This window comes from Roseateles asaccharophilus, assembly GCF_004362405.1.
In the GTDB taxonomy this organism is placed as follows: domain Bacteria; phylum Pseudomonadota; class Gammaproteobacteria; order Burkholderiales; family Burkholderiaceae_C; genus Kinneretia; species Kinneretia asaccharophila.
Map to the genome: position 1 here is coordinate 27,308 of NZ_SNXE01000005.1, position 18,932 is coordinate 46,239.

13 protein-coding genes are annotated in these 18,932 nt (G+C 70.1%); 3 read left to right on the forward strand and 10 right to left on the reverse strand.

The annotated features are described in order from the left end of the window. Position 1 precedes the first annotated feature (1 nt). From DFR39_RS12020 to DFR39_RS12035, 4 genes are all read right to left on the reverse strand, one after another. Positions 2-2,047, reverse strand: coding sequence for a DEAD/DEAH box helicase (locus DFR39_RS12020; RefSeq protein WP_133603821.1), 2,046 nt, complete (start codon positions 2,045-2,047; stop codon positions 2-4). 72 nt (positions 2,048-2,119) lie between these two features. Further along, a complete protein-coding gene (locus tag DFR39_RS12025) occupies positions 2,120-3,601 on the reverse strand; it encodes a PepSY domain-containing protein (RefSeq protein WP_133603822.1) in 1,482 nt (493 codons plus the stop codon). A gap of 2 nt (positions 3,602-3,603) precedes the next feature. After that, entirely contained in the window at positions 3,604-5,805 is a 2,202-nt protein-coding gene (locus DFR39_RS12030; protein ID WP_133603823.1) for a TonB-dependent receptor, read from the reverse strand. 154 nt (positions 5,806-5,959) lie between these two features. Then, a complete protein-coding gene (locus DFR39_RS12035; RefSeq protein WP_133603824.1) occupies positions 5,960-6,364 on the reverse strand; it encodes a DUF2946 domain-containing protein in 405 nt (134 codons plus the stop codon). A 99-nt stretch (positions 6,365-6,463) separates the two neighbouring features. On the opposite strand from DFR39_RS12035, the gene DFR39_RS12040 reads away from it, so the two are divergent. After that, positions 6,464-7,075 carry a YitT family protein gene (locus tag DFR39_RS12040; RefSeq protein ID WP_133603825.1) on the forward strand — a complete coding sequence of 204 codons (612 nt, stop codon included), beginning with the start codon at positions 6,464-6,466 and terminating at the stop codon, positions 7,073-7,075. Here the strand turns inward: DFR39_RS12040 and fdhD are convergent. From fdhD to DFR39_RS12065, 5 genes are all read right to left on the reverse strand, one after another. Then, entirely contained in the window at positions 7,060-7,899 is an 840-nt protein-coding gene (fdhD, locus tag DFR39_RS12045; protein WP_419789838.1) for a formate dehydrogenase accessory sulfurtransferase FdhD, read from the reverse strand. The genes DFR39_RS12040 and fdhD overlap by 16 nt on opposite strands. A 17-nt stretch (positions 7,900-7,916) precedes the next feature. Then, positions 7,917-8,225 carry a hypothetical protein gene (locus DFR39_RS12050; protein WP_246030808.1) on the reverse strand — a complete coding sequence of 103 codons (309 nt, stop codon included), beginning with the start codon at positions 8,223-8,225 and terminating at the stop codon, positions 7,917-7,919. Further along, positions 8,215-10,569 carry an FdhF/YdeP family oxidoreductase gene (locus DFR39_RS12055; RefSeq protein ID WP_133603827.1) on the reverse strand — a complete coding sequence of 785 codons (2,355 nt, stop codon included), beginning with the start codon at positions 10,567-10,569 and terminating at the stop codon, positions 8,215-8,217. Before DFR39_RS12055 ends, DFR39_RS12050 begins: the two co-directional genes overlap by 11 nt. Positions 10,570-10,661: 92 nt before the next feature. Further along, a complete protein-coding gene (gene cphA, locus DFR39_RS12060; protein WP_133603828.1) occupies positions 10,662-13,244 on the reverse strand; it encodes a cyanophycin synthetase in 2,583 nt (860 codons plus the stop codon). A 33-nt stretch (positions 13,245-13,277) separates the two neighbouring features. Continuing rightward, a complete protein-coding gene (locus tag DFR39_RS12065; protein ID WP_133603829.1) occupies positions 13,278-15,449 on the reverse strand; it encodes a cyanophycin synthetase in 2,172 nt (723 codons plus the stop codon). Positions 15,450-15,631: 182 nt separating this feature from the next. Here DFR39_RS12065 and DFR39_RS12070 point away from each other — a divergent pair, with 182 nt between their 5' ends. Further along, complete coding sequence (locus DFR39_RS12070) at positions 15,632-17,926, forward strand: cyanophycin metabolism-associated ABC transporter (RefSeq protein WP_133603830.1); 2,295 nt, start codon at positions 15,632-15,634, stop codon at positions 17,924-17,926. Then, positions 17,926-18,411 (forward strand): cyanophycin metabolism-associated DUF1854 family protein, encoded by a 486-nt coding sequence (locus DFR39_RS12075; RefSeq protein ID WP_133603831.1) that lies wholly within the window; start codon positions 17,926-17,928, stop codon positions 18,409-18,411. Before DFR39_RS12070 ends, DFR39_RS12075 begins: the two co-directional genes overlap by 1 nt. Here DFR39_RS12075 and DFR39_RS12080 read toward each other — a convergent pair whose 3' ends face one another. Beyond that, a complete protein-coding gene (locus tag DFR39_RS12080; protein WP_133603832.1) occupies positions 18,412-18,831 on the reverse strand; it encodes a PACE efflux transporter in 420 nt (139 codons plus the stop codon). Positions 18,832-18,932 lie beyond the last annotated feature (101 nt).

Here is an 18,932-nt window from a genome sequence, read left to right on the forward strand (position 1 = left end):
GCTACGGCTTCTGGCCCGCCTTGGCGCGCCAGAACGCGGTATCGAAGAGCTGGGTGGCGCCGCTGCGCTCGTTGACGAGCCAGAACTGGCGCCCATCCGGGCTCACCCGCACGATTTCCCCCCGGTGGCGGCCCGCCATGACGCGCCGCCCCAAGGCATTGGCCGGAAAGTCCGGCTGCGCCGCCAGCCGCTCCAGCGGCAGGGCCTCGCGTGCATCCGCCGCCAGGCGCAGGCGCTGCACCAGGGGCGCCAGCAGCGGCTGCTCGGCATCGCGCCGCGAGAGATAGACCAGCACCTTGGCCTGGGCCCGGCTCAGCGCCACATTGAGCAGGCGCAGCGCGGCCTCGGTCTGCAGAAAAGGCTGGGCCGCATCGGCCGGGTCAAAGAAGACCACCGGCGCCTCGCTGCCCTGGGCGCGGTGCACCGTGCTCACCCGTAGGCCGCCCCCTTCGCCGTCCAGCGCCACGCCGCGCCGGCGCAGGCAGTGGCGGATCAGGGCGCGCTGGGCGCGAAACGGCGTCAGCACGATCAGCTCCTCGGCCCGCCAGTCGTCACTCTCCAGGGCCTGGGCCACGGCCTGGGCGATGGCCTCGGCCGACTCGCGCCGCAGCGGCCCGCGCTCCGTGGCCGACCAGGCGCCCTCGCTGCGCATCCATTGCAGCTGCACATGGGTTTCGGCCCCCACCTCGCCCAGGGCGCGGCGGCGTGCGGCCAGCCAGTCCGGGCGCTGGGCGCTGTCGCCCGCCACGCGCAGCGTGCCCTCGTAGAAGAGCTCGCTGACCAGCTCGCCAATGGGCGCGGCCATGCGCGACTGCTCGTCCAGCAGCACCACCGAGGGCGCGGCCGCGCCCCGCGGCATCTCGCCAAAGGCCGAGCGACCCAGCCAGCGCTGGGCGCCGCGCTCGCGGCTGCGCAGCACCGGGGCCAGCTGTTGCGGGTCGCCGGCAAACAGCCGGGCCCGCCCCAGCGGCATCAGGACCAGGGCCTGGGCCAGGCTGAGCTGGCTGGCCTCGTCGAAGACCATCAGATCAAAGGGCGGCTCGTCCGCGCTCTCAGGCCCGGCCAGCTCGCGCAGGCTGCGCAGGGTGAAGCAGGCACGGCTGGCCGTCATGCTCACCAGGCGGCTGCGCCGCAGCACCTGCAGCGAGGCGGCGCGCAGGGCCTCGCGCAGCTCGGCCACGCGGTCCGCCCAGGCCTTGAGCGCTGCGGCATCGCGGCCGGCCGGGCGCGCTGCCTCGGCGCGCGAGAGCCGCGCCAGCAGGGCCGCATCGGCGCTGGGGATCAGGTGCTCGCGCCCGGCATAGGCCGCGGCATTGAAGTGCGTGCCCAGGCGCTGCACCGTGGGGCGCAGGGCCTCGCGCCGGCCTTTTTGCAAGGCCTTGTCCACGGCCAGCGTGGCCAGGTCCACGGCGGCATTGGTGCTGGAGAGCAGGAGCACGCGCGCCTGGGGCCGGGCCTCCAGATACTCGGCCAGCATCACGCCCAGGGTGGTGGTCTTGCCCGTGCCCGGCGGGCCCCAGAGAAAGGCGCTGCTGTGGCGCGGCAGGGCCAGGGCGCGGCGCTGGCCCTCGCGCAGCCAGCGAAAGGGCGCGCCGCTGAGCTGCAGGCCTTCGTCCACCGTCTCGGGCGCGGCCAGATCCGGCAGGCAGTCCCAGGCGCGCGGCGCCCAGCCGGCGTCCCACCATGCCTCGGCCAGGGGCTTGAGAAAGCGCGGCGGGTACAGACGGATCAGATGACCCGCGCCCGGCGGCGGGGCGCTGGCGTTCTGCAGCAGCAGCTGGTCGGCCTCGGGCAGCAGGGCCAGCACGCTGGCGGCGCCGCGCTGCGGCGCGCCCCACCAGGCGGAGGCGCCGTCCAGGCTGTCGTCCAGCAGGGCCTGGGCCGCGGCCAGGCCCGGGGGCTGGCCCTCGGCAAAGATATAGCCGGGCTCCAGGCTGATGCGCCAGAGCGCGCCCTCGGGCTCGCTGTGCAGCACCTTGAAGTCGTAGAACTCGGGGGTGGCGGCCAGCTCGGCCTCCAGGGCCGCGCGCAGCTCGGCAAGACTCATGGGGAAGGCGGGCGGCCGGGGCGAAGAGGGCGGCACTATAGCCGCTCTCACACGCCGCCGCCTGCTGCCAGCCTACTGGCGTCGCGACAGCCGCCGCCAGCCCATCACCACGCCGCTCAGGCTCAGCGCCAGACCGGCCAGACTGAAGCTCAGCATCCACCCGTCCCAGAGCGGCCGCGTGTTGAGGAACACCGGCAGATCGAAGCTGTGCAGGAAGGCGAACAGCCAGCGCTCGACGCGCTGGTGGCTGTTGTTCAGCTGCACGATGGCGCCGGTCGCCGGATCCAGCACCACCTGGTGTCGCTGCGCGTCGTCGAGCTCCAGGCGCAACGCCGGCAGGGGACGCTCCCGCTGGCCGGTCATGGTGTGGGCCTCGCGGCTGTAGTAGTAGGCGTCATAGGTGCTGAGCCATTCGGCGTGCACCACGCGGGCACCGGGCAGCAGGCGCTCGGCGGCGGCCCGCAGCGCGGCTTCCGACAGCGGTTCCAGGCGCTGGCCGCGGGCATCCAGCAGCAAGACGCCGTGGCTGGTGTAAGCCAGCAGGCGCATTTCGCCGTCCACCCGCCGCCATTCCAGCTGGCGCGCGGACTGGCCCTGGGCCTGCAGCGCCGCCAGTACCTGGGCGGCTTCGGGCGCGCCCTCGGCGCTGAGCCGACCGCCGGCAAAGGCAGTGCGGTCGGGCCGCGGCCCAGGCGCCTCGAAGACCTTCCAAGGGTTCATCGAGAACAGGCCGCTCAGCACCCAGGTCAGTGCCAGGGTGCCGCCCAGCAGGCCCAGGAGATGATGCCAGCGGGCCATGGTCTCGCGGTAGGGCGAGCGCGAGCCGCTCTTGTAGCGGCCGCGAAAGCGCCAGCGCCAGACCCCCACCACCAAGCCGCTCAAGCCCAGCACGCCGCCCGCCACCGAAAGCCAGATCACGATATCGGTCCAGGCGTTGTTGAGGGCCCCGCCGCGGAAGATGTAGAGCCAGTGCAGCCAGGCGCCCAGCCAGCCCCAGCTGCGCTCGGTGAAGCTCGCGTCGCGAACGACCTCGCCCGTGACACCGCTGACATAGAGCCAGCGGCGCTGCTCATCGTCCACCGCCACGCGCAGCAGCGGCCGGTGGGCGTCGAGCGCACGCGAGTGGGTCCAGGCATCCTCGAGCACGCTGCCCATGAACTGCGCCGGCGCCCCGTGCGCAAAGTGGCTGGCGGCGGCCAGGGCCTGGGCTTCGCCGACGGCGCCGATGCGCTGCCCGCTGCTCGCGTCCACGGCCACGGCGGTCTTGCGGCCGTCGCTGAAGACATAGCGCGGCTGGCCGGCCACCGAGCTAAGCCGCCACTGACTGGCCGCAGGCTGGCCCGCGGCCGCCAGGGCCTGGGCCAAGGGCACGCAGCAGCCCTCGGCCGGCAGTGAGGGCAGGCCCTCCATCTGCTCGGCTGGCGTGAGCTTGGGATAGCCCACATAGAGCATCACCATGCCCGACAGGAACCACAGCGCCATCACCAGGCACAGCGCGATGCCGGCCCAGCGATGCAGCAGATAGAGCCAGCGCTTGAACGTCGCGGCCCTCATGCTCAGAACTGCCAGTCGAGCGAGCCGCTGATGCTGCGCGGCGCGCCCAGATAAGGCAAGGTGTCGCTCAGGCTGGCCACGTAGCGCTCATCGCCCAGGTTGTCGATGCGGGCCCGGGCCGTGATCTGTGGCGTGATGCGCAGCGTCGCGCTCAGGCCGACCAGCTGGTAGGCGCGGTCCCAGATCGTGTTGGCGGTGTTGGCATAGCGCTTGCCGACATGGCGCCAGTCCGCGCCCAGGGTGAGCGCGTCGTTGGCCTTCCAGTCGGCGCTCAGGCCCGCCACCACGGCAGGCACATTGGCGGGGGTATTGCCCGCGCGCGAAACGGTGGTTTCGCGCGCGGTCTCGACGAATTTCTTGTAGCGCGCGCGGGTGTAGCTCCAATGGCCGGCCACCTCCCAGGCCGCGGTTGGGCGCCATTGCGCGGCCAGCTCCAGGCCGCGGCTGCCCTGCTCACCCACTGGGATGACCCGGCTGACGTCGGTCGGGTCGGTGATCGAGAGGTTCTTGCGCGTGATGTCGTAGACCGCCACGGTGGCCGCGCCGCGGCCAGCATCGAAGCCGAACTTGCTGCCCAGCTCGAACTGGCGGCCCTTGGTCAGGTCGAAGTCGCGCAGCGCGCTGAAGCCCGCGGTGGCGAGCACGCCGGAGGGGGGATCGGCCGCCGTGCTGGCCTGGGCATAGACCTGCCAGTCCTTGGACAGGTCCTTCACCAGACCGAGCCGTCCGGTGAGCGGTGTGAAGTCCGTGGGGAACATGGGCGGGTTGGTGTCGCTCACCGTGCGATGGTTGCGCACATCCAGGGCGATGCGGTCGGCGCGCAGCGCGCTCACCACCGACCAGCCCGCGCCCAGCTCGGTGCGGTTCTCGGCGAAGAGCGCAAAGCTGCGCAGCAGGTTGGTCGCCCCAGGGGTGTAGCTCTTGCTGACGCCGGGCAGTTGCAGGAACTGGCCGACCACGGGCGCATAAGGGTCGACCAGACCGAAGGGGACGCGCAACGACAGCGGGAAGCGGGTCTGCTTGTTGAAGCTCCAGTCCCAGCCGAAGACAAAGTCCGAGCGCAGGCCGGCGATGCGCCTGCCATGGCTCAGCTCGGCACGGCTGCCCCAGACCTGTTGGTCATGGCGCTGCAGCAGCACATTGGAGCGCTCCACCCGGCTGTTGTTGTTCCGGAAGGTGTAGGTCTCGAGGTTGTCGTAGTCGCGCAGGGCGTCGTAGTGGTAGAGCGTGTGCGTCAGACGTGTGGCGGGTTCCAGCTGCCACTCGAGAATGGAGCGGGCCCAGGTGACGTCCTGCTCGTAGCGGCCGTCCACGACGTTGTAGTTCACGCCATAGGTGCCGCGGTCGAACTCCAGCTGCCCGTTCGGCACATTGCCGTCGGCGCTGCGCAGCATGGGCGTGCCCCAGTAGGGTTGCGTGACCTTTTCGTGCTGGCGTTCAAGCGCCAGGGTGTGAACCAGTCCGGCCGTCAGCGGCGCGCGCCAGGAAGCAGCGACCTGCCAAGCGCTGCGATCCCGGCCCTGGGTCCAGAGGGCGCCTTCGCTGCGATTGAGTTCCAGGCGCAGGACCTGTCCGCTGTCTCCCAGGCTGCGCTGCAGGCTGGTCGCCAGCTGGGCCCGGTCGCCCAGGCCGACCAAGAAGCGGCTGATGTCGCCACTGGTGTCGGCGATCTTGGTGATGGTGTTGAGCGTGCCGCCCACGGCACCGGAGCCGTTCAGGAAGCTGGAGGGGCCGCCGATGGCCTCGACCCGGTCCACGATCCAGCTGTCCACCGGGCGCGCGGCGATGGCGTCGTACTGCACGCTGATGCCGTTGTAGAGCTGGGCCAGCGATCCTGCACCGAAGCCGCGGTAGGACACGCTGCCGGCCGAGCCCGGCGGGTCGGCAAAGCTGACGCCGGGGACGCCTTTCAGGATGTCCTGGGTGTTGGCGGCGCCGCGTGCCTCGATGGCGTTGCGCTCAACCACGGTGACGCTGGCGGGGGTTTCTTTCAGGCTCAGACCCAGGCGCGAGCTGCTACCTGCGCTGGCTTCCAGTGGCGCGGCGGCGCTGGCGGCATCGACGGTGACGCGTTCCAGCTGGCGGGTGCTGAGGGGGGCCGCCTGGGCGAGGGCGGCGGTGGGGAGCCCGGCCAGCAGGGCCGGCAGGGCGAGCATGAGGCGCTTGGGCGCGAAACGGGAGAGGGGCTTGGACTTGGAGCGCATGTCAGGTCGGTCGTGTATGGACACGGTTGCGCGCTGGCGCCGGATCGAGGCGGACAGCGGCACGATGTCGAAAGGAGGGGGCGGACAGCGGCAGCGCACGCGTCATGGCCTGGAGCCATGCAGTGCCTGCGGCGGACGCCGGTTCAGCGACGGATCAGGACAGCGCGGGCGGCGCGCGCGCTTGCGAAGGCGCCCAGGCGAATAGCGGGCGCGGTGCGAGCAGGAAGAGCCGGGGAAGCTCGAACTTCAGGGCGTTCGGCGGCTGCCACTGTAGGGCAGGGGGCGGCAGCAGCGGCAGGCTGCTGTGCAGATGGCAGTAGCTGCAGTCCATGCCTGCCTTGGCCGTGGCCGGTGCATCGCGGCTGGTGCCGCCATCGGTCCCCGCCATATCCACACGCACGAACTTGGCACCGGTGGCGGTACAGACCTCGGTCCAGGCGGACGAGTCTTGCGCCAGTGCCAGATGCGATAGCAGCGGCATGAGCGCCGCCAGCAGGAACGTGAAGCACACGAACCAGCACAGACGGAGCTTGGCCGATGGACGCAGCTGAAGGCGCATGGGGCGCGATTCTATGCGCGACTCGGCAGCGTCCAGACGGAGCCTGCGCCTTGCTCTGTGTCAAGGACGGCGGATCGGGCTGAGCTCACACTCTTGCCCATGTCCGCCCCGACCGCGCCCGGCCCCGCACACAGCCTCCTGGATGATTTGCAGGCGGGCTTTACTGCCATGCTGCTGCTCTCCCTGGGCCTGACCCTGCTGGGCAGCGCCGGCCTGGTCAGCGGCGGCGCACCGGGCCTGGCCTTTTTGCTGGCCTATGCCAGCGGGCTGCCCCTGGGCCTGTGCCTGGTGCTGGTGAATCTGCCCTTTTACGTGCTGGGCTGGAAGATGCTGGGCCCCCGCATCACCTTGCGCAGTCTGGCGGCCGTCATCTGTCTGGCGCTGGCGGTGGAGCTGGCCCGCTCCCTGATCAAGATCCAGGTGGACACGGCCTTTGCGGCCCTGGCCGGCGGTGTTTTGCTGGGCACGGGTCTGTTGGTCATGTTCCGGCATGGCGCCAGCCTGGGTGGCGTGGGCCTGCTGGCCATCTACTTGCACCGGCGTCGCGGCTGGTCGGTGGGCTGGGTCCAGCTGGGCCTGGACCTGCTGATCTTGCTGGCCTCCCTGCGCCTGCTGGACTGGGCCCAGCTGGCCTGGTCGGTGCTGGCCGCGATGGCGCTCAACGCCGTGCTGGCCTGGAACCACAAACCCGGGCGCTACCTGGCGGGCTGAGCCTGGGCCGGAGCGCCGGCATAGAAGGTGGCCCGGCCTTCCCGCACAAAGCCGGCCAGGGCCAGTCCGGCGGCCTGGGCCTGGCGTATGGCCAGATGGGTGGGGGCGGAGACGGCGGCCAGCAGGCCGATGCCGGCCTGGGCGGTTTTCTGCACCATCTCGAAGCTGGCGCGGCTGGTGACGGCCACAAAGCCGGCCTGCGGCTCATGGCCGAGCTGGCGGGCCAGGGCGCCGACCAGCTTGTCCAGCGCGTTGTGGCGGCCCACGTCTTCGCGCACCAGCTGCAGGGCGCCCTCGGTGTTGCACCAGGCCGCGGCATGCACGCCGCCGCTGCGGCGCTGCAGGGGCTGGGCCTGGGCCAGCTCGCGCATGGCGCGGGCCAGGGCCTCCAGGCTCACGGCCGGAGGGCTGACCCGCTGCGCCAGGGGGCGGAAGACCTGGTCCAGGCTGTCGGTGCCGCACAGGCCGCAGCCGGTGCGCCCGGCCAGGCTGCGGCGCCGTTCCTTGAGCCGCATCTCGCAGCGCGCGGTCACGGTCAGGCGCAGGGCCAGGCCCTGGCACTGGGGTTGCAACTCCAGGTCCAGCAGATCGGCGGGCGAGTCCAGCAGGCCCTCGCTGAGCGCAAAGCCCAGGGCGAAGTCTTCCAGGTCCAGCGGCGTGGCCAGCATCACGGCATGCGAGAGGCCGTTGAACTCCAGGGCGATGGGCACTTCCTCGGCCACCCACTCCCCGGCGTCGGCGTCGGCCTGGCGGCCGCCCGTGCCCAGGCGCAGCGGGTGCACCTCCACCACGGCGGCCGGCAGGGCCTGCTCGGATGTGTCCAGCGCGATGCGTTTCATGGTCAGACCTTCTTGTCCAAGGGCTCGGGTTCTCCGCGGCCGGCGGCCGTGATCCAGGCGCGCCAGCGGCCCGCATCGTCGCACACGAGGCGCACCCAGCCCGGGCCGCGCTCCTCGCCCAGCCTGGCCTCGCTCATCAGGGTGTAGAGGCGCAGCAGCACGCTGACCCGCAGGCCCAGGCGCTTGGCCAGGCGGGGCAGGGACACGCCCTGCCCCTGGTCCAGCTCGGCCAGGGCGCGCAGCGCGGCCTCGGCCAGGGCCTCGGGGCTTGCGGGGCTCTCGGAGCTGTGGGTGCCGTCCTCAGGCCTCATGCGCGGCAGTGTCCTCCACGCTGCGGGCCTGGGCCAGGGGCGGGTCCTGGGGACGCAGGCTCAGCACCACGGGGATGGACTTGGAGGTGGGCGTGCCCGCGCCGACGGCCACGCTGTGCAGGGGCACCAGGGCATTGGTCTCGGGGAAGTAGCTGGCCAGGCAGCCGCGCGGGATGTCGTACTCGATCAGCACGAACTTCTCGGCGCGGCGCTGCTGGCCGTCGGACCAGAGGCTGGTGATGTCCACCCAGTCGCCGGCCTTCATGCCTATGGCCTTGAGGTCCTCGCGGTGGATGAAGACCACGCGGCGATGGCCCCAGACGCCGCGGTAGCGGTCGTCCATGCCGTAGATGGTGGTGTTGTACTGATCGTGCGAGCGCACGGTGGCCAGGGTGAAGACCACGGTGTCGCGCGCCTGACGCTGGGCCTGCCGCAGCGGCGTGTCGCTGGGCAGCTTGAAGGGGATGAAGTTGGCCTTGCCCGTGGGCGTGGTCCAGATCCGCTCCGAGGGCGTGTTGCGCAGGCGGAAGCCCCCGGGCTGGCGCACGCGCTCGTTGAAGTCGTGGAAGTCGGGCAGCACGGCGGCGATCTTGTCGCGGATGCGCGCATAGTCTTCCACCAGCCAGAGCCAGGGAGTCTTGCTGCGGCCCTTGAGCGTGGCGGCGGCCAGGCGCGCCACGATCATGGGCTCGGAGAGCAGGTGCTCGGAGGCCGGTGCGTTCATGCCGCTGGACAGGTGCACCATGCTCATGGAGTCTTCCACCGTGATGCTCTGCGGGCCGCTGGCCTGCAGGTCGATCTCGGTGCGGCCCAGGCAGGGCAGGACCAGGGCCTGGCGGCCATGGATGGTGTGGCTGCGGTTGAACTTGGTCGTGACGTGCACGGTCAGCTCGCAGTTGCGCAGCGCGCGCCAGGTGGCGGCGGTGTCGGGCGTGGCGGCCGCGAAATTGCCGCCCAGGGCGAAGAAGACCTTGCCCTGGCCGTCCAGCATGGCCTGGATGGCTTCCACCGTGCCGTAGCCGTGCTTGCGCGGCGGCTCGAAGCCGAAGACCTCGCCCAGCTTGTCCAGGAAGGCGGCCGGGGGCTTCTCGTAGATGCCCATGGTGCGGTCGCCCTGCACATTGCTGTGGCCGCGCACGGGGCAGGCCCCCGCGCCGGGGCGTCCCAAATTGCCGCGCAGCATCAGCAGGCCGGCCATCTGCTGGATGGTGGCCACCGAGTGCTGGTGCTGGGTGATGCCCATGCCCCAGCAGAGGATGCTGCTCTTGGCCTGGGCGTAGAGATCGGCGGCGGCAAAGAGCTGCTCGCGGCTGAGGCCCGAGGCCTCGATCAGGTCTTCCCAGCGCTCGGCGCGTAGATCGGCCTCGTACTCGGCAAAGCCCTGGGTGTGCTCGGCGATGAAGTCCACGTCCAGCACGCGCGGCTGGCCGGCGGCGCGCGCGGCATCGTCCAGCTCGAGCAGGCGCTTGGCCATGGCCTTGACGGCGGCCAGGTCGCCACCGATGCGCAGCTGGAAGTAATGGGTGGAGATGGGCGTGGAGCCCAGCGTGGCCATCTCCAGCTTGTCCTGCGGGTCGGCAAAGCGCTCCAGGCCGCGCTCGCGCAACGGGTTGAAGCTGACGATGCGGGCGCCGCGCTTGGACGCGGCGCGCAGCTCACCCAGCATGCGCGGATGGTTGGTGCCGGGGTTCTGGCCGAAGATGAAGATGGCCTCGGCCTGCTCGAAGTCGTCCAGCGTGACCGTGCCTTTGCCGATGCCGATGGTGGGCTTCAGCCCCTGGCCACTGGGCTCGTGGCACATGTTCGAGCAGTCGGGGAAGTTGTTGGTGCCGAACTCGCGCACGAAGAGCTGGTACAGGAAGGCCGCTTCGTTGCTGGCCCGGCCCGAGGTGTAGAAGATGGCCTCGTCCGGCGTGGCCAGGGCATTGAGCTGGGCGGCGATCAGCTCGAAGGCCTGGTCCCAGGCAATGGGCTGGTAGCGGTCGCTCGCCGCGTCGTAGACCAGGGGATGGGTGATGCGCCCCAGGTTCTCGAGGTAGAAGTCGCTCTGCTCGGCCAGCCAGGACACGGTGTGCGCGCCCAGCAGCTCGGGCGTGGCGCGGTGGGCGGTGGCCTCGGCGGCCACGGCCTTGGCGCCGTTCTCGCAGAACTCGAAGGTGGAGCGGTGGTCGCGGTCGGGCCAGGCGCAGCCGGGGCAGTCAAAGCCGTCGGCCTGGTTGGCGGACAGCAGGGTCTTGGCGCCCTTGAGCGCGATGCCCTGGGCCTGCAGATGCTGGGCCACGCTCTTCAGCGCGCCCCAGCCGCCGGCCGGGCCCTTGTAGAAATGGATCTTCTGGTCGCTCATGATGGGCGCGCCCGGGCATCAGGCCTTGCGCGCCCCGGCATGCTAACCCCAGGCCCGGGCGTCTGCAGGCAGCGGCCCGGCCCGGCGCGGCCTCAGCCGCCCGCGATGCGCTGGCTCAGATGGGCCAGTGCCTCCTCCACCTGGTCCACCAGGACCAGGCAGAGATCGCCCGGCTGCAGACGCTCCAGGGCGCGGTCGATGGCCGCGAACTCGCCGCGGATCTCTTCCACATGGCTGGTGCGGCTGGCACCTTCCAGACCCTGGCGCAGCAGGGCCAGCACCTCGCCGTCCTCGCGGCCGCGTTGGCAGGCGTCCTGGAACAGCAGCACCTCGTCAAAGGCGGCGCCCAGGATGCGGGTCTGGATGCGGATGTCCTCGTCGCGGCGGTCACCGGCGCCCGAGATCACCACCGAGCGGCGCTTGGCGGGCATGACCTCCACCGCCTGCACCAGGGCGCGCATGGCATCGCCGTTGTGGCCGTAGTCGGCCACCACGGTGGCGCCGCGGTAGTCCATCACATTGAAGCGGCCCGGCACATTGTCGGCATCGTTGCTGAAGCTGGCCACGCCGCGGCGGATGGTGTCCCAGTCCAGACCCACGCCCCAGCCGGCGGCCACCGAGGCCATGGCGTTCTCCACCTGGAAGGGGATGCTGCCACCGCGGGTGAAGGGAATGTCGCGCAGCGGAATGGTCTCGCGCCAGCTGCCCTGGGCGGCCACCAGCTGGTCGCCGTCCACATAGACGCAGCGCTTGCCCTGGGAGCGGTGGGCGGCCATCAGCGGATGGTGGCGGTCGGCGGCGAAGAAGATGATCTGGCCGGGGCAGACCGCGGCCATATTCGCAACCACCGGGTCGGCGGCATTGAGCACGGCATAGCCGCTGGGGGCCACGTTCTGCACGATGACGCGCTTGACCAGGGCCAGCTCTTCCACGGTGTTGAGGAAGTTCATGCCCAGGTGGTCGCCCTCGCCCAGATTGGTGACCACGGCCACCTGGCAGCGGTCGAAGCCCAGACCCTCGCGCAGGATGCCGCCGCGCGCGGTCTCAAACACCGCGGCCTCCACATCGGGGTGCATCAGCACATTGCGGGCGCTCTTGGGGCCGGAGCAGTCGCCGCTGTCGATCTGGCGGCCGTCCACATAGACGCCGTCGGTATTGGTCATGCCCACCTTGAGGCCGCAGGTGGCGAACAGGTGCGCGATCAGGCGCGAGGTCGTGGTCTTGCCATTGGTGCCGGTGACGGCCACCACGGGGATGCGGCCGTCCTCGCTCTTGTGACCGCTGCCATAGAGGTGGCCGATGATGGCCTCGCCCACATTGCGGCCCTTGCCGTAGCTGGGCGAGAGGTGCATGCGCAGGCCCGGCGCGGCATTGACCTCAACGATGCCGCCACTCACCTCTTCGAGCGGGCGCATCACGCTTTCGGCCACCACGTCCACGCCGCAGACATGCAGACCCACGACCTGAGCCGCCGCAATCGCGCGAGCGGCCACGTCGGGATGCACATCGTCGGTCACATCGGTGGCGGTGCCGCCGGTGGAGAGATTGGCGTTGTTGCGCAGGATCACGCGACGGCCCTTCTCGGGCACGTCCGAGGGGGTCAGGCCTTGCAGGGCCAGACGCGCCACCGCGATATCGTCGAAGCGGATCTTGGTGAGGGAGGTGGCGTGACCGTCACCGCGCTTGGGGTCGGCATTGACCTTGTCCACCAGCTGCTTGACGGTCAGCTCGCCATCGCCGATCACATGCGGCGGATCGCGGCGCGCGGCGGCCACCAGCTTGTCGCCCACCACCAGCAGGCGGTAGTCGCTGCCGGGCAGGAACTTCTCGACCATGACCTGGCCGATCTCGGCCGCGGCCTTGTAGGCCACTTCCAAATGCTCGCGCGAGGCCACATTGACCGTCACGCCCTTGCCCTGGTTGCCGTCCTGGGGCTTGACCACCACGGGCAGGCCCACTTCCAGCGCGGCTTCCCAGGCGTCGTCCACCGTGTCCACCGGGCGGCCGATGGGCACGGGCACGCCGGCCGACTGCAGCAGGCGCTTGGTCAGATCCTTGTCCTGGGCAATGGACTCGGAGACGGCGCTGGTGTTGTCCACCTCGGCCGCCCAGATGCGGCGCTGCTTGGCGCCCCAGCCGAACTGCACCAGGCTGCCCTGGGTCAGACGGCGGTAGGGCACGCCGCGGGCCACGGCGGCGTCCACGATGGAGCCGGTGGAGGGGCCAAGCCGCACGTCTTCGTCGAGCTCGCGCAGGCTGGACAGGGTGGCGTCGATGTCAAAGCTGCCGCCCTCGGTCTGGGCGGCGCGCAGCAGTGCCACGGCGGCCTCGAAGGCCTGGCGACCCACGTCTTCCTCGCTGTACTCGACCACCACCTGATAGGTGCCGGCCTCGCTGGTGACATGGGTGTGGCTGAAGGTGACCGGGCAGCCGGCCTGGGCCTGCAGGGCCAGGGCGGCCTGCTCCAGCACATGGGCCAGGGAGACCGGCAGGCGCTGGGCGCTGGCCGGACGCAGGGCGCCGATGCCCGGGAAGAGGGCGCGCAGCCGGCTCTCGAAACCCGGCATCTCGGCCAGGTTGAGCTCATTGGCCTGACAGCTGACCACGGCCTCGATCGCCGTGTGGCGGCTCCACATATTGGGACCGCGCAGGGCTCGGATGCGAGAGACTTCCATGATGTTGTTTCTTCTTGGCGGGTGGCGTCGAGTTCAGTCCTGCAGGGGCTGGAAGGTGTCCAGACCGGCGGAGATGAGCTCGGGCGGAATGTTCAGGGCCCAGGCGGTGGCCACGGCGGCCAGCACGGTGTCGGCGCTCAGACCGCTGACGCCGGCCGCAGCGTAGCGGGCCAGCACCGTGTCGACCTGGGCGCCGGGCATCTCGGAGCTGCCCTGGGCCAGCATGGCCATGCCGCCTTGCAGGAAGACGGCGCGGCCGCCCTTCTCGCGGTGGGCGGCCAGCAGGGCCGGGTCGGCGGCGTAGAACAGCACCTCGCCGTCGGAGAGCTCGGCCATCTCGACCAGGGCCGGCACGGCGGCATTCAGCACGGCCACGCCCTCGGGCAGGACCACATCCACCTGGGTGCGCAGCACCTTGTAGAGCTGTTCCTCGCTGCGGATATCGTGGGCGTCCAGCTGGCCCAGGCTGCCCATATCGGTGACCACGCCCACCAGGCAGCGGTCATAGGCCAGGCCGTCGCTGAGGATGGCGCTGGCGCCGTTCTCGGCCACCACGGCATCCACGCCGCGGTTCATCAGCAGGCGATGCGCCGGCGCCCAGCCGGCGCTGTTCTTCTTCTCCACACGGCGGTTGCCCAGGAACAGGCCCTCGCCGCAGGCCAGGCCCACGGCGCGGCCGTTCAGGTGCAGCAGCCAGGCCACCAGGCGCGCCACCTGGGCGCTGCCCTGGGAACCGGCAATGCCGACGATGGGGATGCGGCCGCTCTCGTCGGCGGCGAACAGATGATCGATGATGGCCTGGCCCACCGGGCGGGGCATGCCCTCGGCGGGCTTGAGGTGCATCAGCAGGCCCGGGCCGGCATTGACCTCGACGACGGCGCCGCCGGTCTCGCTCAGGGGTTTGGAGATGTCGGAGCACACCAGATCGATGCCGGCGATGTCCAGCCCCACGGTGCGTGCGGCCAGGGACACGGCATGGGCCACCTCGGGGTGGACCAGATCGGTGCAGTCATTCGAGGAGGTGCCGGTGCGCTGCACCATCACGCGCTGGCCGGCCGGGGGCACGGACTCGGGCGGGAAGCCCTGGCGCTGCAGGTCCAGCGCGATCACGGGCTCGTCTTCCAGCACGATCAGGCTGAGCGGGAACTCCTCGGCCACGCCGCGGCGCGGATCGGTGTTGAGCTGCAGATCGATCAGCTGGCGCACGCTGTGCTGGCCGTCGCCGGTGATCCAGAACTCCTCGCCGCGCGCGGCCGCCACCAGCTGGCCGCCCACCACCAGCAGGCGGTGTTCGACGCCGGGGATGAAGCGCTCCACCAGCACCTCGGAGCCTTCCTTCTCGGCCACCTCGAAGGCGGCCAGGATGTCTTCCTTCTTGCGCAGGTCCAGGGTCACGCCGCGGGCATGGTTGCCGTCGCTGGGCTTGACCACCACGGGCAGACCGATGTCCTGGGCGGCTTCCCAGGCCTGCTCGGCGGTTTCCACGGCCTGGCCCTCGGGCACGGGCACGCCCACGGCCTTGAGCAGGGTCTTGGTCAGGTCCTTGTCGCCGGCAATGCTTTCGGCGATGGCGCTGGTCATGTCCGTCTCGGCGGTCCAGATCCGGCGCTGGCGGGCGCCATGGCCCAGCTGCACCAGATTGCCCTCGTTGAGCCGGATGTGCGGGATGCGGCGGTCGGTGGCCGCGCCCACGATGGCGGCGGTGGAGGGGCCCAGATAGCAGGCGTCCACCTTGTCGCGCAGCCGGGTCACGGCGGCGGTCACATCGAAGGGTTCGTCATTGATGGTGGCCATCAGCAGGGCATGTCCCTCGGCCAGGGCGGCACGGGCCACCTGCTCGTCGCGGGCCCGGAAGACCATGCGGTAGACGCCGTGCTGGCTGGTCGAGCGGGTCTGGCCGAAGCCGGTGGGCATGCCCGAGAGATTGAGCAGCTCGATGACGATGTGCTCCAGCACATGGCCCATCCAGGTGCCGCCTTCCAGGCGCTGCAGAAAGCCCCCGCGCTCGCCCACGCCGCAGTGGTGCTCGATCAGGGCTGGCAGGCGCTCGGTCAGCCGGGCATTGAAGCCGGGCAGGGTGTTGGAGGGGTGATCCTCCAGCTTGCCGAGGTCCAGCCAGGTTTCCAGCACCGGGCGGTAGGTCCACATATTGGGGCCGCGCAGGTAGTTGATGCGCAACAGCTTGATGTCTTCGTATCTGCTCATGGAGGGGAGGGCAGGAATTTCGGCAATAGGCCGACATTGTGCGCGTTCTGGCGCCAGGTCTGTAGACGGGGCTCGAAGCGACTGTTTCACCGGCCGGGCCGGGATGGGGGAAAATCGCGGCCCGGCAGGGGTCCCAAGGGACTCGGCCGCCGGCCCAGGCCCTCATCACAGAACAAACAACAATGCAGCATCACGATTCCGATCAAGCGCCAGACCAGCATCCGCAAATGGCGACAGCCCTGGGACGCCTGGCGAAAGACGAGAACGTGCTGGGCAGCCTGGAGGTTGACCTGGACTCCCAGCTGCGTTTTGGCCACGGCCTGCTGTTGCTCACCCGCCAGCGCCTGCTGGCCTATGACCCGGCCGGGGGTGGCAGCTGGCAGGAATGGGCCCTGCATCCGGGCCTGCAGCTGCGCCTGTCGGACCATGCTGGTCTGGGCTGCCTGGAACTGCAGGACGAAACTCAACGCCTGGCCCTGTGGCGCTTCACCCTGCAGATCAATCTGCAGGTGCAGCGCTTTCAGGAGCTGTTCGAAAAGCGCGACGAACCCGCCCAGGCCGGCGCCGAGGAGCTGGAGTTCTGCCCCAGCTGCAAGGCGCCCCTGCCTCCGCGCAGCGAGGAGGGCGACGATGAATGCCCCACCTGCGCCCGCGAGCTGCACACCCCGCCCTCCACCTGGGTGCTGCTGCGCCTGTGGCGCTTTGCCAAGCCCTACCAGGGCCAGCTCTTGCTGGGCTTCTTGCTGATGCTGGGGGCCACTGGCGCCACCCTGGTGCCGCCGTATCTGACCCTGCCCCTGATGGACAAGGTGCTGATCCCCTTCCAGAACGGGCAGCAGATCGATCCCTGGCTGGTGGGCCTGTACCTGAGCGGTCTGCTGGGCGCGGCCCTGCTATCCTGGCTGCTGGGCTGGGCCAAGACCTATATCCTGGCCCTGGTGTCCGAGCGCATCGCGGCGGACCTGCGTACCGCCACCTTCGAGCACCTGCTGAGCCTCTCGCTAGAGTATTTCGGCTCCAAGCGCACCGGTGACCTGATGGCGCGCATCGGCTCCGAGACCGACCGCATCAGCGTCTTCCTGTCCCTGCACGCCCTGGACTTCATCACCGATGTGCTGATGCTGGTGATGACCTCCATCATCCTCTTCTCCATCAACCCCTGGCTGGCCCTGGCCACCCTGGTGCCCCTGCCCTTCATCGCCTGGATGATCCACATGGTGCGGGATCGCCTGCGCACCGGCTTCGAGAAGATCGACCGGGTCTGGGGCGAGGTCACCAGCGTGCTGGCCGACACCATTCCGGGCATCCGGGTGGTCAAGGCCTTTGCCCAGGAAAAGCGCGAGGCCACCCGCTTTCGCGAGGCCAACAAGCACAATCTGGCGGTCAACGACAAGCTCAACAAGACCTGGAGCCTGTTCACCCCCACCGTGGCCCTGCTCACCGAGATCGGCCTGCTGGTGGTCTGGGCCTTCGGCATCTGGCTGGTCGCCGGCGGCAATATCACGGTGGGTGTGCTCACCGCCTTCATCGCCTATATCGGTCGCTTCTACGGCCGCCTGGACTCGATGAGCCGCATCGTCTCGGTGACGCAAAAGGCCGCGGCCGGCGCCAAGCGCATCTTCGACATCCTGGACCACCAGAGCAATGTGCCCGAGCCCAGCAACCCGGTGAAGCTGGACAAGGTGCAGGGCGGCCTGCAGCTGCAGGACATTGGTTTTCGCTACGGCAACCGCGCGGTGATCCGCGGCCTCAGCCTGGACATCCAGCCCGGCGAGATGATCGGCCTGGTGGGCCACAGCGGCTCGGGCAAGAGCACCCTGGTGAACCTGATCTGCCGCTTCTACGACGTGACCGAGGGTTCCATCCGCATCGACGGCACCGATCTGCGCCGCATCGGCGTCTCGGACTTCCGCCGCCATATCGGTCTGGTGCTGCAGGAGCCCTTCCTCTTCTTCGGCACCATTGCCGAGAACATCGCCTACGGCAAGCCGGACGCCACGCGCGAGGAGATCGTGGCCGCCGCCCGTGCCGCCCATGCGCACGAGTTCATCCTGCGCCTGCCCCATGGTTACGACTCCCTGGTGGGTGAGCGCGGCCAGGGCCTCTCGGGCGGCGAGCGCCAGCGCATCTCCATCGCCCGCGCCCTGCTGATCGACCCGCGCCTGCTGATCCTGGACGAGGCCACCTCGGCCGTGGACACCGAGACCGAGAAGGAAATCCAGAAGGCCCTGGACAACCTGGTCAAGGGCCGCACCACCATCGCCATCGCCCACCGCCTGTCCACCCTGCGCAAGGCCGACCGCCTGGTGGTCATGGACCGCGGCCAGATCGTCGAGGTGGGCCCGCACGAGGAGCTGATGGCCAAGCATGGCGCCTACTGGCGGCTCTACGAGGCCCAGGCCCGCCGCGTCGATGCCGAGGAGGAAATGCCCCTGCTGCCGCCCAATCTGAATGCCCACACGGCGGAGGTCGCCTGATGTCTGCCCTGTCTTCTGCCGCCCCTTACCGCAGCCTGCTGCGCAATGCCTTCGGCCGCCTGATCCTGATCGATTCGGAGGGCCGCGAGCATGAGGGCGTGACGCCTGTGCGTGCCCACCCCATCAGCGCCCCGGACGAGGGCATCTCCCTGGTCGGTGTCGATGGCCATGAGCTGGTCTGGATCGCCCGGCTCTCGGACCTGCCGCCCGCCGACCGCGAGCTGCTGGAGGCCGAGTTCGCGGTGCGCGAGTTCATGCCCCAGGTGCGCGCCATCCTGGAAGTCTCGACCTTCTCCACGCCCAGCCAGTGGACCGTGGACACCGAGCGCGGCGCCGCCCGCTTCATCCTCAAGAGCGAAGAGGACATCCGCCGCCTGGGCGAGGGCCGGCTGCTGATCACCAGCAGCCATGGCCTTCAGTTCATCGTGCCCGACCGCTTTGCGCTGGACCGCGCCTCCAAGCGCATCCTGGAGCGCTTTTTGTAATCAGGCCGCCGAGGCCGGCAGGCCGAACAGGCGGTCGAACGCCAGGTTGAACACAAAGGTGTAGACCAGGAAAAACACGATCAGGCCGAAGTCCAGCAGCAGGGCCTGCCACAGGCTGATGTCCAGCCACCAGGCGAAGAGCGGCACCAGCATCACGATCAGGCCGCCCTCGAAGCCCACCGCATGGGCCACGCGCCGGCGCAGGCTGCGGCCGCGGGTGGCCTGGCGAGCCTCCCAGGCCTCGAAGAGATGGGTGTAGACCAGGTTCCAGAGCAGGGCGATGGCCGAGGAGGCCACGGCCGCCACCCCAGCATGGCCCGGCGAGCTGCCCGCCAGCAGGGTCAGGCCGGCACTGGTCAACCCCACGGCAAAGAGCTCGTACAGAGAGACATAGACCAGCTTGCGTTTCAGACCTTGCATGGGGAGTGGGGCGCGGCCCGGGGCCGGCTTGAACTGCGTATGCCCGGCATGGTAGGCAGTGTTTTCTGATAGCCAAAGTCGACAGTTATCAATTTCTCTGA